This window comes from Planomonospora parontospora (assembly GCA_014647935.1).
Taxonomy (GTDB): Bacteria; Actinomycetota; Actinomycetes; order Streptosporangiales; family Streptosporangiaceae; genus Planomonospora; species Planomonospora parontospora.
Genome location: BMQD01000015.1, coordinates 111,001 through 124,189, shown reverse-complemented (window position 1 = coordinate 124,189; position 13,189 = coordinate 111,001). Strand labels below are relative to the sequence as shown.

Genomic DNA, 13,189 nt, shown 5'->3' with positions numbered 1-13,189 from the left:
TCGCCGAAGCTCAGCGCACCACCCTAGCCTGACCAATCCGACATGTGCCGAAATATGATCAGCTGTCCTGGGTGCGGCGGGGGGCGTAGGCGGTCACGTACTCCTGCCCGGAGAGGCGCTGGATCTCGGCCATGATCTCGTCGGTCACCCTGCGGCGGTCGCGGGCGCTGCTCTCCGAGCCGGTGAACGTCATCGGCTCGCCGATCCGCACCCCGACCCGGCCCAGCCGCGGGACCGACGCACCGATCGGCAGCACCCTGTCGGTGCCGGACATGGCCACCGGGAGCACCGGCGCCCCGGTGGCCAGAGCCAGCCAGGCGACGCCGACCTTGCCGCGGTAGAGGCGGCCGTCGGGGGAGCGGGTGCCCTCGGGGTAGATGCCGAACAGGCCGCCGTCCTTGAGCACCCGGGCCGCGGCGTCGAGCATGTCCTGCGCGGCGGTGGGGCTCTGCCGGTCGATGGCGATCTGGCCGGTGGCCCGCATCCACGCGGCGGTGACGGGGTTGCCGGTGAAGTACTCCTGCTTGGCGACGAAACGCACCTGGCGGGGGACCACCAGGGGCAGGAAGGTCGAGTCGAGGATCGAGAGGTGGTTGGAGGCCAGGATGGCCGGCCCGGCGGCGGGCACGTGCTCCACCCCGGCGGCCGTGGTCGGCCAGAGCAGGTGCAGGAAGGGAGAGCTGACGGTCTTGGCCAGGCGGTAGAGCACGGACTCTCCTCACGGTACGGAAGAACACCACAGTAGGCGGTGGCCTGGTGACCGGCGGGTGTGGACATCCTCACAAGCCAAGCTTTGATGTTTGTAGCCCTGGTCCAAAGCCGAGGGCCCGAAAGGCGCAGAGGGGGCGCCGGGGACACAGAGGGGCGCCAGGGCAAAGAAAAGCGCCCCGCGGGCGCCGGAGCGCCCGCGGGGCGGAACGTTTAGTGCCGATGTGGCGGTCGCCTCCTCGGCGAGAGGCACAACACGGCTCCAGCCGAACGGTATTCCGTGAAGGCGGTAATTTGCGGCCCGGGGGACACAAACCACATCGGCACGATGACTCTAACGGACGCAGGGGGGTGGTTATTCCACTTCCCGGTTACCGGTGCGCCGGATGTGGCCGCCCGTGCGGTCCGGGCGGGGAGGACGCGGCGGGCAGGCGGACGGTGAAGACGGTGCCGCCGCCCTCCCGGGGCGCCGCGGCGGCGGTCCCGCCGTGCGCCTCGACGATCGCCCGGGTGACGGCGAGGCCCAGGCCGGTGCCCTTGATCCCGGTCTCCTGCGCGGTGGAGGCGCGGAAGAACCGGCCGAACAGCTGCGGGTACTCCTCCGCCGGGACGCCGATGCCGGTGTCGGCCACGGTGACGACGGCGGCCCGGTCCGCGTCGTCGCCGCCGAGGCCGACGGTGACGGCGCCGCCGTCGGGGGTGTACTTGACGGCGTTGGAGAGCAGGTTGTCGAGGACCTGGCGGAGCCGTACCGGGTCGGCGTGCACGGGCGGGTGCGGGGCCAGGTCGGTGACGACGGTCAGGTGCCTGGCCTCGGCGGCGGCCCGGTGGTCGTCGACGGCCTGGCGCACCAGCCGGGCCAGGGAGACCGGGCGCGGGTCGATGGCGATGTGCCCGGCGTCCAGGCGGGCCAGGTCCAGCAGGTCGTCGACCAGGTTCAGCAGATGGGCGCTGGTCCGGTCGATGACGTCGGCGAACATGCGCTGGGTGCCGGTCAGCCCCGGGGTGTCGACGAGCATCTCGACGTAGCCGCGGATCGCACCGACCGGGTTGCGCAGCTCGTGGCTGACCAGGGCGACCAGCTCGTCCTTCATCCGGTCGTGCTCCTCGGCCAGGCGGTGGCGCTCGGTCACGTCGGTGGAGATGCCGTCGGCGAACAGCCGGCCGTCCTCGCGGCGCGGCGTGCTGCGGATCCAGATCCACCGGACGGCGCCGTCCAGGCCGATGACGCGGCACTCGACCTGCGCCGGGATCCCGGTGTTGACCTTCTCGTCGAAGGCGGTGTAGGCGGGCAGGTCCTCGGGATGGACGTGGCGGCGCAGGAGGCCGGAGATGTCGGCGCCCTCCGGGACCCGGCCGCCGAACACCCCGGCGGCGTTCTGGCTCTGGTAGACCGAGCGGGCCCGGCCGTCGGGGGTGATCTCGATGGTCCAGACGTTGTCGTCGAGCTGGGAGACGACCTGGTCGAAGTGGCGGCGGCTGGCGGCCAGGGCCAGGGCCAGCTCCTCGGCCCGGCGGCGCTCCATGAAGCGGCCGACGTGCGCGCAGACGCCGTCGAGCAGGGCGACCAGATCGTCGTCGGGCTCCTGGACGGCTTCACTGCAGAAGACCAGCACCCCCAGCACCTGGTCACCGCTGCGGACCGGCAGGGCGATGGCCGAGCGCAGGCCCGCCTCCAGCGCCTCCCGCCTGCGCGGGAAGGGGCGGGGCTCGGTCCTCAGGTCGCTCATCCAGACCGTCCGGCCGGTGGCCCACACCCGCCCGGGCAGGCCCTGCCCGCGCCGGACCGCCTCCGCGGGGTCACCGGTGAAGGCCAGCCCGGGCCTGTGCCACGCACCGACGCGGACCAGGGCGCTCCGGTCGGGGTCGATCTGCCAGTACTCCCCGTAGGACCAGTCCAGCGCCCGGGTGACCGCGGTGAGCACGCGCGCGGCCGCCTGCTCGCTGCAGACCGCCTCGGCCAGCGCCTGCGCCACGGCGTGCTGGGCGTCGCGCAGCACCTGGGCGCGGTGCTGGTCGGTGATGTCGTGCAGGGCGGAGACCGCGCCCAGGCGGCGTCCGTCGGGAGTGGTGATGGGGCGGCCGTTGACCACGCAGCGGCGCGGTTCGGCCTCCGGCGGGCGGATCACCAGGTGCTGGCCGTCGACGTTCTCGCCGGCCCGGGCCCGGGCCAGCGGCGCCTGCTCGGGCGGGAGCGGGGTGCGTCCGTCCGGGGCGAACAGGTTCCGGTCCTGCGGCCAGTCACCGTCGCTCCCACCCGGCGGATCGCCCGGCACTCGGTGCAGCTCGCGCGCCGCTCGGTTGAACAGGGTGAGCCGGCCGTCCCCGTCGCAGGCCATCACGCCGACCTGGAGGCTGTCCAGCAGCGCCCGCAGGAACGTCCGCTCCTCCTCCAGCCGGCGCCGGGCCTCGCGGCGGTCGCTGATGTCGTGCACGAACGCGTGCAGCAGCGGCCCGCCGGGCCGGTCGTCGACCTGCAGGGCCATCTCGATGGGGAACTCCCGGCCCGCCCGGTCGGCGACGGTCAACTCCCGGCGGTGGTCGGGCAGGTCGGAGGCGCCGTGCTCGTGGAGGTGGGCCAGTCCCTCGTCGTACCGGCGGCGCAGCGAGGGCGGAGCGATCAGGGCGGTCACGCTCCGGCCCAGGGCCTCGGCCGCCGGCCAGCCGAACAGCCGCTCGGCCGCGGCGTTCCAGGCGCGTACGGTCCCGGCGGCGTCGAACGAGATGAAGGCGTCCCGGGCCCGTTCCAGGATCGCCTGCAGCGCCTGCGCGTCACCCAGATCTCCGACCGTCCCCATGGCTTCCGCCCTTCCCGGTTTCGCCCATATATGGCCTATATGTTCCCCTTGTCTTTTGTAACGGTATGCGCAAGAGCCGTCTCGCGCCGCAACGGGCGGGCGCCGGACGGGGACGGCCGCGGCTACAGGGGCTCGGCGGCCGGGAGGGTGATCCGGTCGACGGCCTCGCGGCGGCGCCGCTCGGGGCGGCGGTCGTAGCGGGCGGTGGTGGCGGGGGAGGAGTGGCCGACCAGCGCCTGGGTGGTGGCGAGGTCCACGCCCGCGTCGAGCAGCTCGCCGATGAAGGTGCGGCGGAAGTCGTGGGGGGTGCGCGGTGCGGCTCCGGCCTGGGCCAGCCGCCGGGCCAGGATGTCGGCGACGGCCTGGCCCGTCATGGACGCGGGCCCGCCGTCGCGGAAGCGCAGGAAACCCGCTCTGCCGATGGGACAGAACAGTGCTCCGGAGGCGCGGCCCCGCACGGCCAGCCAGCGCTCCAGCCGGCCGACGGCCTGGGAGGTGAGGTAGACCAGGCGCTCCTTGTCGCGCTTGCCGCGCACCCGCAGCGAGCGGGAGGCCGGGTCGTAGTCGCCGAGCGTCAGCCCGGCGATCTCGGCGCGGCGGCAGCCGGTGGAGTACAGCGCGGCGAGCAGGGCGGCGTCGCGGACGCCGGCGGGGGAGTCGTCGGCCTCGCAGGCGGCCAGGGCCGCGCCGACGACTTCGGCGGGGACGTGCTGGCCGGCGGGCAACCGGGTGTGTTCGACGGTCGGCAGGTCCGCGGCGCGCTGGTACTCCTCCGCGCTCATCCGCCCGAGCCGCCAGGCCTCCCGCAGCACCCTGCGCAGCGCGACGAGGTGCTTGTTGACGTAGGAGGGGGACCAGCCGCGCTCGGTCATCAGGGCGCGCAGGCGCACGGTGTGCTCGTAGCGCAGCAGGTGCCAGGGCTGGCCGGCCCCGGAGGCGGCCTCGTCGCCGGAGATGAGGACGGCCAGGCGGTCCAGGCAGCCGCGCATCGTGCGGCGGGACTCGGGGCTGGCGAGGGAGTCGAGGTAGACCCGGTAGGGGTCGCGCGCGGGTTCGACGGCGGGCCCGGTCGCTGCGGGGGGTACGGCTGGCAGGCTCATCGGGGGAGATCCTATCGCCATCTATTGATCTACAGCGTAAAGGCACCTGGACATCACAGAACAATCTTGGAGGACTTCACAGCGGCAAGGGGGCAGGGCAGGATCGGCCCCATGGGCAACGGAACGGTCGTGGCGGTGAGCCGCAGCGGCGAGCACCTCTTCAGCAAGCCGAACGAGGCGGGGATCCGCCTGCTGGCGGGCCTCGGGGTCGAGGGGGACGCGCACTGCGGCGTGACGGTGAAGCACCGTTCGCGGGTGGCGCAGGACCCGGCGCAGCCGAACCTGCGCCAGGTGCACCTGATCCACGCCGAGCTCCACGACGAGCTGGCGGCGGCGGGGTTCACGGTGGCGGCGGGGCAGCTGGGGGAGAACGTCACGACGCGCGGGGTCGACCTGCTCGCCCTGCCGGTGGGCGCGTTGCTGCGGCTGGGGGACGAGGCAGTGGTGGAGGTGACCGGCCTGCGCAACCCCTGCGCGCAGATCGACGGGTTCCGGCCGGGCCTGCTCCGCCAGGTGGTGGGCCGGGACGCGCAGGGCCGGGTGGTGCGCAAGGCGGGGATCATGGGCGTGGTGGTGGCCGGCGGCGTGGTGCGCTCCGGTGACGCGGTCGGGGTGGAGCTGCCGCCGCCGCCGCACCGCCCGCTGGACCGGGTCTAGACCGTATTGGAATAGATCGTTCCGATCCGATATGATCTCCGGCAGCCGATCGAGAGGAACCCCATGCCGGAGACGCTGAGCAGGCGGGCGCTCAACCGCGCGACGCTGGAGCGGCAGCTGCTGCTCTCCCGGGCGGACCTGCCCGCGCTGGACGCGGTCCGGCACCTGTACGGCATGCAGGCGCAGGCCCCGGCCCCGCCGTACGTCGGGCTGCGGAGCCGGCTGGAGGGGTTCGAGCCCGACGACCTGTCCGGGTTGCTGTACGACCGGAGGGTGGTGCGGCTGGCGCTGATGCGTTCCACCATCCACCTGGTGACGGCGGAGGACTGCCTGGCGCTGCGCGCCCTGCTGGCGCCGATGATGGAGCGGGGGCTGCGCGGGCGCAAGGGCCTGGCCGGCCTGGAGCCGTCGGAGGTCGGACGGGTGGGGCGGGAGCTGGTGGAGGAGCGTCCGCTGACCTTCCGGGAGCTGGGGGCGGCGCTGGCCGGGCGGTGGCCTGATCGTGATCCCGCCGACCTGGTGGCGGCGGTGCGGGAGACGGTGCCGCTGGTGCAGGTGCCGCCGCGGGGTGTGTGGGGGGTGGGCGGGCAGCCGGCGCACACGAGCGCTGAGGCGTGGCTGGGCCGCCCGCTGGACGGGGCGGCGGGACCGGCGGAGATGGTGCGGCGCTACCTGGCGGCCTACGGCCCGGCGTCGGTGATGGACGTGCAGCAGTGGTCGGGGATGACGAGGCTGGGGGAGGTCGTGCGGGGGATGGGCCTGCGGGTCTTCGCGACCGAGGACGGGACCGAGGTGGTGGACCTGCCGGAGGCGGTGCTGCCGGATCCGGAGGTGCCCGCCCCGGTGCGCTACCTGGCGGAGTTCGACAACATGCTGCTGTCCTTCTCGGCGCGGACGCGGACGCGGATCATGGCGGACGAGCACCGGGGGCGGGTGTTCACGGTGAACGGGATCATCAAGGCCACGGTGCTGGTGGACGGATTCGTGCGAGGGCTGTGGCGGGTGGCGTCCGGCCGGGACGAGGCGGTGCTGGAGGTGGAGCTGTTCGCGCCGGTGCCGGCCGCGCAGCGGGCGGAGCTGGAGGCGGAGGGCATGCGGATGCTGGAGCTGTTCGCTCCGTCGGTGCAGGTGCGGGGGGTGCGGTTCGTCTGATCGCCGGAGACCGGCCCGGCGGCGGATCTCCGGAACGGCTGACCGCCGGAGCCGGCTCGGCGGCAGGTCTCCGGAACGGTCCTCGGATTCAAGGCCATTGCCGCGGATTGGCCGTTCTCCGGGTCGCGCCGCCGGTCGATGATGGGCCCATGGTCTCTGCGGGCGGTGTGGCGGGCATGGCGGCGGTGGCTCTGGGGATGGTGCTGACCCCGGGCCCCAACATGGTCTATCTGGTGTCGCGGTCGGTGGCGCAGGGGCGGCGGGCGGGGCTCGTCTCACTGCTGGGGGTGGCGGCGGGCTTCGTGTTCTACCTGGTGGCGGCGGTGGCGGGGATCACCGCGGTGTTCGCCGTGGTGCCGGCCGCCTACACGGCGATCAAGCTGGCCGGGGCGGCGTACCTCCTCTGGCTGGCCTGGTGCACGGTGCGGCCGGGCGGGGGGTCGGTCTTCGCGTCGCGGGAGCTTCCGCCGGACCGGCCGGCGCGGCTGTTCGCCATGGGACTGGTCACCAGCCTGCTCAATCCGAAGATCGCAGTCATGTACGTGTCGCTGCTGCCGCAGTTCGTGGATCCGGCGCTGGGCGACGTGGCGGGACAGAGCCTGGTCCTGGGGCTCACGCAGATCGCGGTGGCGGTGACCGGCAACGGGGTGTTCGTGCTGACGGCGGGCTCGCTGGCGGCGTTCCTCGGCGGCCGGCCGCTGTGGGCGCGGGTGCAGCGCCGGCTGATGGGGACCGTGCTGGGCGGGCTGGCGGTGCACCTGGCGCTGGACCGCTCCCCGGCGGCCGGGTGAGGGGTTCCGCCGTCGCCCGCGGTCCGGCCCGGAGCCGGGAACGAATATTACTAACAGGTCAGTAACTTGTAATGTGAGCTTGTAAATCCGGTGGTGCGGGCGGACATTCTGAGCATCCAGCTGATCGGGGGAGGACCCCAGGAGGCCAGATTGAAGATTCCGCGCCGGGCACTCGTCCTTCTCACCGCACTGGCCGCCGCGCTCGCCCCGGGGGCGGTCGCCGCGGAGACCGCGCAGGCGTCGCGGGCCGTCACCTCGATGGCCTCGATGGGCGACTCCATCACGCGGGGGTTCAACGCCTGCGGCTTCTACGTCGACTGCCCGTCCAGGTCCTGGTCCACCGGTTCGAGCTCGTCGGTGCACAGCCACTACCGGCGGCTGCAGGAGGCCGGTGCCGACCCCGTCGCCCACAACGTCGGCCGCTCGGGGGCCAAGGTCGCCGATCTGCAGGGGCAGGCCGAGCGGGCCGTCGCCGCGGGGGCCGGGTACGTGACGGTCCTGATCGGGGCCAACGACGCCTGCACCTCGTCGGAGGCGGGGATGACGTCGGTGGCCGACTTCGAGGCGAGGTTCCGTACGGCGATGCGGACGCTCGCGGACGGCCTGCCGGAGGCGACGGTGCTCGTGGCGAGCATCCCCGACATCAGGCGGTTGTGGGAGGTCGGCAAGGGCAGTTCCTCGGCCCGGGCGGCGTGGGCGGCGCTGAACATCTGCCAGTCGATGCTGGCGCGGCCGCGCTCGACGGACCAGGCGGACGTGGAGCGGCGGGAGCGGGTGCGCCAGCGGGTGGCCGACTTCAACGCGGTGCTGGCGAGGGTCTGCGCCGAGCAGGCCGGCTGCCGGTACGACGGCGGGGCGGTGTTCGGCTACCCGTTCGAGCTGTCGCACATGAGCCGCTGGGACTACTTCCACCCCAACACCGCCGGGCAGCGGTTGCTGGCCGAGGTCACCTATCCGCTGGCGGGTCTTGAGGGGTGAGGCTCCGGCGGCGCCCGCCGTACGCGCCGAGGGGCGGGGCGGGCACCGCCGGCGGGCCGGACGGTGGACCGGTCGGCGGGGCGCTCAGCCGGCCGCCTCCCGGTAGCGGTCGGCGAGGGTGCGCAGGAGGTCGCGGAGTTCCGGCGGATCCAGGACGGTGAAGGGCACGCCGAGGGTGCCGAGGAAGGCGGCCACGTTGTGCAGGGACTCGCCGCCGGTCTCCAGCACGCCGTCGTCGTGCAGGAGGCCGGCGGTGGGCGGGAGGACCTCGGAGATCCGGTCCAGGGGGGCGTGCAGGCGGACGCGGGCCGGGTGCTTCCAGGCGGTGGAGGCGACGCCGCGGACGACGTGGGTGGCGGCGTCGTCGGGGGGAGTGCGGGGGGTGAAGCGGGGACCGTTGGGGGTGCGCAGGGTCATGCGGTCGGCGCGGAAGGTGCGCCAGTCGGCGCGGCCGGTGTCCCAGGCGAGCAGGTACCAGCGGCGGCCGGTGTAGACGAGGCGGTGGGGCTCGGCGGTGCGCGGGCCGGTGGCGCCGCCGTGGTCGCGGTAGTCGAAGCGCAGCCGCTCGTGGTCGCGGATGGCGGCTGCGACGGCGGTGAGCGTCGCGGCGTCGACGGTGGGGCCGCGGCCGGCCACCGAGACGGTGGCCGCGCCCACGGCGTCGATGCGGTGCCGTAGCCGGGAGGGGAGCATCTGCTGGAGTTTGGTCAGGGCCCGCAGCGAGGTCTCCTCCAGGCCGGTCACCGTGCCGGCGGCCGCGGCGTGCAGGCTGACGGCCACGGCCACGGCCTCCTCGTCGTCGAGGATGAGCGGGGGCAGGGCCGCGCCGGCGCCGAGCCGGTAGCCGCCCGCGGTGCCGGTGGCCGAGTGGATGCGGTAGCCGAGGATGCGCAGCCGCTCGATGTCGTTGCGCACGGTCCTGGTGGTGACGCCGAGCCGGTCGGCGAGCTCGGGGCCGGGCCAGTCGGGACGCGACTGCAGCAGGGCCAGCAGTCGCAGGAGCCGGACCGAGGTTTCCAACATCTTCTCAGTCTGCCAGGAGTTGAGGAAATGTACGTTCCGCAAGGGCTTCTAGTGTCCGGGGAAGAGAACAACGAGAGGGGCACTCAGATGCTGCGAGGACCGGCCACCGTCAACCTCTGGGCCGACGACCTGGAGGCGGCCAGGAAGTGGTACACCGAGCTGCTGGGCGTCGAGCCGTACTTCGAAAGGCCCGGCGGCGGGCGGCCGGCCGCCTACTACGAGTTCAGGATCGGCGACCGGCAGACCGAGGTCGGGCTCATCGACCGGCGCTACGCCCCGCCGGGCGCGGACGGCGCCGGTCCCGGGGGCCCCGGGGGGGTGGTGCTGCACTGGCACGTCGACGACGTGCAGGCGGCCCTGGACCGGCTGCTGGACATGGGAGCCGCGCCGTACATGCCGCTCACCGAGTACGGTCCCGGATTCGTCACCGCCTCGGTAGTCGACCCGTTCGGCAACGTGCTCGGCGTCATGTACAACCGGCACTACCTGGAGGTGCTGGGCCGATGATGCGTTTCGCGGACGCCGCGCAGTGGGAGTCGTGGCTGGCCGGCCACCACGCGACGGAGGGCGAGGCCTGGCTGGAGATCGCCAGGAAGGGGTCGGGCGAGGAGCTGATCACGATCGGGGAGGCGCTGGAGGTCGCGCTGTGCTACGGCTGGATCGACAGCCACCGCAGGTCCTGCGACGAGCGGCGCTTCCTGCAGCGGTACTCGCCGCGGCGCGGGGGCAGCGCCTGGTCCCGGGTGAACGTCGAGCGGGTGGAGGCGCTGACCGCGGCCGGGCGGATGCGCCCGCCCGGCCTGGCGGAGGTCGCCGCGGCCCGGGCGGACGGCCGCTGGGCGGCGGCCTACGCCGCCCAGCGGGAGGCGGTCGTCCCGCCCGATCTGGCCGAGGCGCTGGCGGCCCGCCCGGAGGCCGCCGCGCGGTTCGAGGCGCTCGGCAGGACCGGCCGCTACCGGGTGGTCCTGCCGCTGCTGAAGGCCAGGACCCCGGCCGGGCGGGCGGCCCGCCTGGAGCGGGCGGTGCTCGGCCTGCTGGACGGGTGACGTCAGTCGTCCCAGGCGGGGGAGAAGCGCGCCCGCCAGCCGCCGGGCAGCCTCACCGCACGCCAGCCGGCCGCGTAGCGGGGCGGAGCGGTGCCGCGGTAGACCAGCAGCAGCCGGTCGCCCGCCTCGAGGGCCCGCCGGACGGAGGCGGGCGGGGTGCGGGGGAAGTCGCGGACGAGTCCCCGCGAGCGGCAGCCCAGCAGGTAGCCGATCTGGACGCCGGACTGGCCGTAGACCGTGCACGGGGCCCGCACGCCCATGCGGCGCAGTTCCCCGGTGGCCAGCCGTACCCGTTCGCGGCCCTCGTAGGCGATGGCCGACATGCGGTGCGCGTAGGCGCCCTGGAGCGCGAGGTGGGCCAGCAGCCCGGCGGCGGTGAACGCGGCGGCGAGGGGGCGCAGCGGGGGGCGGCTGCGCCGTACCAGCGCGAGGGCGCCGGCCGCGACGGGCAGCGCCAGCAGCGCGTAGGCGGGCATGAGGAAGCGGGGGGCGGCGTAGCCCACGTAGAACAGGTACGGCAGGGCGCTCGCCGCGGCGACGGCCGCCGCCAGCAGCAGGGGGCCGGGGCGGCGGCGGTCGCGCCAGGCGGTCCACAGGCCGACCGCGGCCATCAGCGGGATCGCCAGCCACCAGGCCAGGGCCAGGGGGGAGACGTCGCCGCAGTCGGTGCCCCAGCGGCACAGGGACGGGCCGTCCAGCGCGCCGGCGTGCTCGGTGACGGAGACGGTCAGGCCCGTCAGGTTGGCCCGCCCGGCGGCGTGCATCCGGGCGGCGGCACCGCCGTACCGCAGCTCGGCCTCCAGCAGCCATTCGCCCCAGCCCACGGCCAGTCCGGCGGCGACGGCCGCCAGGGCGGCCGGGCGGCGCGGGCGGGTCAGGAGCGCCGCGGCGGCCAGGGGTGCGGCGACGACGAGCGCGTCCGAGGGGCGCAGCAGCGCCATGGCGGCCATCGCGGCGGCCAGGCCCGCGAGCGCGGCGCGGGAGCGGTGGGGCAGGCAGAGCAGGCCGGTCGCGGCGACGGCGGTCAGCGCCACGTACAGGTTGGGCATGGCCTCGTTGCCGTAGAACAGCGACAGCCAGCAGCCGGCGAACAGCAGCGCGGCCAGCGGGGCGGTGTAGCCGGGGCGCACGCGCGTCCAGATCAGGAAGGCGCCGTACAGGGCGAGGGAGGACAGTGCGGTGAGGTAGAGGCGCAGCGCGGTCACCGAGTCGGTCAGCGCGGTCACCGGTGCGACCAGCAGGGGCACGCCCTGGGCGCGGGGCGCGCTGAACTCGGCCGGGGGCGCGTGCGCGGCGAACTGGCTGGCGTAGATCGCCTCGTCCCAGCCGATGCCCATGCGGGGCGAGACGACCACCAGCTGGGCCGTGCCGTACAGCGCGGCGACCAGCCCGAGCAGGGCGGCGGGGCGGGTCAGCGGGTGCCGCGGGATGCGCGGAGGGCGCGGCGGCGGGGTGGGGGAGGAGGGCGTGCGGGCGAGGGTGCTCGTCATCGCGGCCGTCCGGGGGCGTGCTGCCGGGTGGTCGTCGCAGAAGGCGTCATGTCGGGTGTCTCTCCTGGTCGCCGGTGGTGTCCCGGCACGCCGTGCCGCGGGGCGGCGGTCGGGCGGAGGGAGGGATACCCGGGCGGGGCGGGGCGCACGGCGCACGGCGCGTCAAGGTTGGAGAAACCGGCTGGGGCCGGAGTTGACGCTGATGCGGTGGCCGCGGGTGTGACCGCGGCGGGGAACGCAGTGGGGAGCGGGGCGGGACGTTCCGGCGGCGCCTGGCCGCCTCTGCCGGATTTTTCGGTGTTTTTCTACCGGATGGATCTCGAGGGTGAGCTGGTGGAAGGCGGCGGGCGGGCGGGGCCGGTCGCCGGAGCGGTCGCATGGGCCGCGCGGGAGGGGGAAGTGCCTCGGGGTGCCCGCCGAAAGATCACCGTTACGGCGGATCCGTCGCGATCGTCATCCGCGGCGGAGCGAACGGGCGGTGGTCCCACGCCGTCCCGGCCGGCGGGTGTTCAACCGGATACCGCAGACGGGAGAACCTGGTGACACCGACCGATCACGACAGACGGAACGGACGGAAGCGGGCCGGCGCGAGCGGAGTCCGCCGCGGTCTTCCGCGGCCGCTGATCCTCACCACCGCCGCGGCGCTGCTGGCTTCGGGCGGTCTCGGCGCGGCCGCGGCCTCGGCGGCCACGCCCCCGCCGCCGCAGAGCCCGCCGCCGCAGAGCCCGGCGCCGACGGGGACGGCCACCGAGGCGCCGACCGGCACTCCGGCCCCGACAGGGAGCTCGACAGCGAGCCCGACCGGGAGCCCGACCGCCCCCGGGACCCCCCTGCCGCCCGCGCCGGCGCCCGTGCCCGTGCCCGCGCTGCCCACCGTGCACCCGCTGGAGTTCGCCGGCGCGGTGCACGGCGAGTTCCTGGTGGGCACGGAGGACCCGTGCGTGTTCACGACGGTCTTCGCCCAGACGGGGCAGGTGACCGCCGTGGCCGATGATTCGCTCGCGGTGCGCAGCGCGGACGGCTTCGAGCAGGTGTACGCGCTCACCGACGACACCCGCGTCGTCGCGGGCAGGCGCGGCGACCGCCCGGTCCGCCAGGACGACTGGGTGGTCCTGACCGCGACGCGCGAAGGGGACTCGGCCACGGCCGCCTACGTCTACGACCTGTCCCGGCCGGTGAGGAAGCACCGGCGCGGCTGGTGGTACCAGCGGCAATGGCCGCCCGGTGCGGTCAAGTGGCGGACCCCCGCCCCCTGCCCCACACCGCCGCAGACGCCGGTTCCCACCGCCAGCGCGACCCCTACGGCGATGCCGACCGCGACCCCGACGGTCCCTCCGGAGGCGACGCCCACGGCGACCGCCACGCCCACCGATCCGCCGCCGGCCCCCGGCGGAACCCCGACGGCGACCCCCGCTCCGTGAGCCCGTACTTCCCGAGCGCCTGAAG

Annotated in this window: 12 protein-coding genes; 7 read left to right on the top strand and 5 right to left on the bottom strand. The window is 74.7% G+C overall.

Annotation, left to right across the window (positions count from 1 at the left end; genetic code table 11):
- Window positions 1-58: 58 nt before the first annotated feature.
- The 3 genes from IEZ07_RS23095 to IEZ07_RS23085 all read right to left on the bottom strand — a co-directional run bounded on the left by IEZ07_RS23095 (window position 59) and on the right by IEZ07_RS23085 (window position 4,606).
- The gene (locus IEZ07_RS23095; protein ID WP_191896636.1) at window positions 59-709 is read right to left on the bottom strand and encodes a lysophospholipid acyltransferase family protein; all 651 of its coding nucleotides are present in this window, start codon (window positions 707-709) and stop codon (window positions 59-61) included.
- Between the two features lie 370 nt (window positions 710-1,079).
- Entirely contained in the window at window positions 1,080-3,506 is a 2,427-nt protein-coding gene (locus IEZ07_RS23090) for a PAS domain-containing sensor histidine kinase (RefSeq protein WP_191896635.1), read from the bottom strand.
- 122 nt (window positions 3,507-3,628) lie between these two features.
- Window positions 3,629-4,606: a tyrosine-type recombinase/integrase gene (locus IEZ07_RS23085; RefSeq protein WP_191896634.1), complete on the bottom strand. Its 978-nt coding sequence runs from the start codon at window positions 4,604-4,606 to the stop codon at window positions 3,629-3,631.
- 111 nt (window positions 4,607-4,717) lie between these two features.
- On the opposite strand from IEZ07_RS23085, the gene IEZ07_RS23080 reads away from it, so the two are divergent.
- The 4 genes from IEZ07_RS23080 (at window position 4,718) to IEZ07_RS23065 (ending at window position 8,184) form a co-directional block, all read left to right on the top strand.
- The gene (locus tag IEZ07_RS23080) at window positions 4,718-5,263 is read left to right on the top strand and encodes an MOSC domain-containing protein (protein ID WP_068900732.1); all 546 of its coding nucleotides are present in this window, start codon (window positions 4,718-4,720) and stop codon (window positions 5,261-5,263) included.
- 63 nt (window positions 5,264-5,326) lie between these two features.
- On the top strand, window positions 5,327-6,415 hold the full coding sequence (locus IEZ07_RS23075; RefSeq protein ID WP_191896633.1) for a winged helix DNA-binding domain-containing protein: 1,089 nt from the start codon (window positions 5,327-5,329) through the stop codon (window positions 6,413-6,415).
- Window positions 6,416-6,564: 149 nt separating this feature from the next.
- Window positions 6,565-7,206 carry a LysE family translocator gene (locus IEZ07_RS23070; protein ID WP_191896632.1) on the top strand — a complete coding sequence of 214 codons (642 nt, stop codon included), beginning with the start codon at window positions 6,565-6,567 and terminating at the stop codon, window positions 7,204-7,206.
- A 150-nt stretch (window positions 7,207-7,356) separates the two neighbouring features.
- Window positions 7,357-8,184, top strand: a complete 828-nt coding sequence (locus IEZ07_RS23065) for an SGNH/GDSL hydrolase family protein (protein ID WP_191896631.1) — start codon at window positions 7,357-7,359, stop codon at window positions 8,182-8,184.
- Window positions 8,185-8,268: 84 nt separating this feature from the next.
- Here IEZ07_RS23065 and IEZ07_RS23060 read toward each other — a convergent pair whose 3' ends face one another.
- Window positions 8,269-9,207: a helix-turn-helix transcriptional regulator gene (locus tag IEZ07_RS23060; protein ID WP_191896630.1), complete on the bottom strand. Its 939-nt coding sequence runs from the start codon at window positions 9,205-9,207 to the stop codon at window positions 8,269-8,271.
- 87 nt (window positions 9,208-9,294) lie between these two features.
- Here IEZ07_RS23060 and IEZ07_RS23055 point away from each other — a divergent pair, with 87 nt between their 5' ends.
- Both IEZ07_RS23055 and IEZ07_RS23050 read left to right on the top strand, forming a co-directional pair.
- Window positions 9,295-9,714, top strand: coding sequence for a VOC family protein (locus IEZ07_RS23055; RefSeq protein ID WP_191896629.1), 420 nt, complete (start codon window positions 9,295-9,297; stop codon window positions 9,712-9,714).
- The gene (locus IEZ07_RS23050; RefSeq protein ID WP_191896628.1) at window positions 9,711-10,253 is read left to right on the top strand and encodes a YdeI/OmpD-associated family protein; all 543 of its coding nucleotides are present in this window, start codon (window positions 9,711-9,713) and stop codon (window positions 10,251-10,253) included. The genes IEZ07_RS23055 and IEZ07_RS23050 overlap by 4 nt, the downstream gene beginning before the upstream one ends.
- A gap of 2 nt (window positions 10,254-10,255) precedes the next feature.
- Here the strand turns inward: IEZ07_RS23050 and IEZ07_RS23045 are convergent, their stop codons facing one another.
- Entirely contained in the window at window positions 10,256-11,743 is a 1,488-nt protein-coding gene (locus tag IEZ07_RS23045) for a hypothetical protein (protein WP_191896627.1), read from the bottom strand.
- Between the two features lie 539 nt (window positions 11,744-12,282).
- Here IEZ07_RS23045 and IEZ07_RS23040 point away from each other — a divergent pair.
- On the top strand, window positions 12,283-13,164 hold the full coding sequence (locus tag IEZ07_RS23040; RefSeq protein WP_191896626.1) for a hypothetical protein: 882 nt from the start codon (window positions 12,283-12,285) through the stop codon (window positions 13,162-13,164).
- Window positions 13,165-13,189 lie beyond the last annotated feature (25 nt).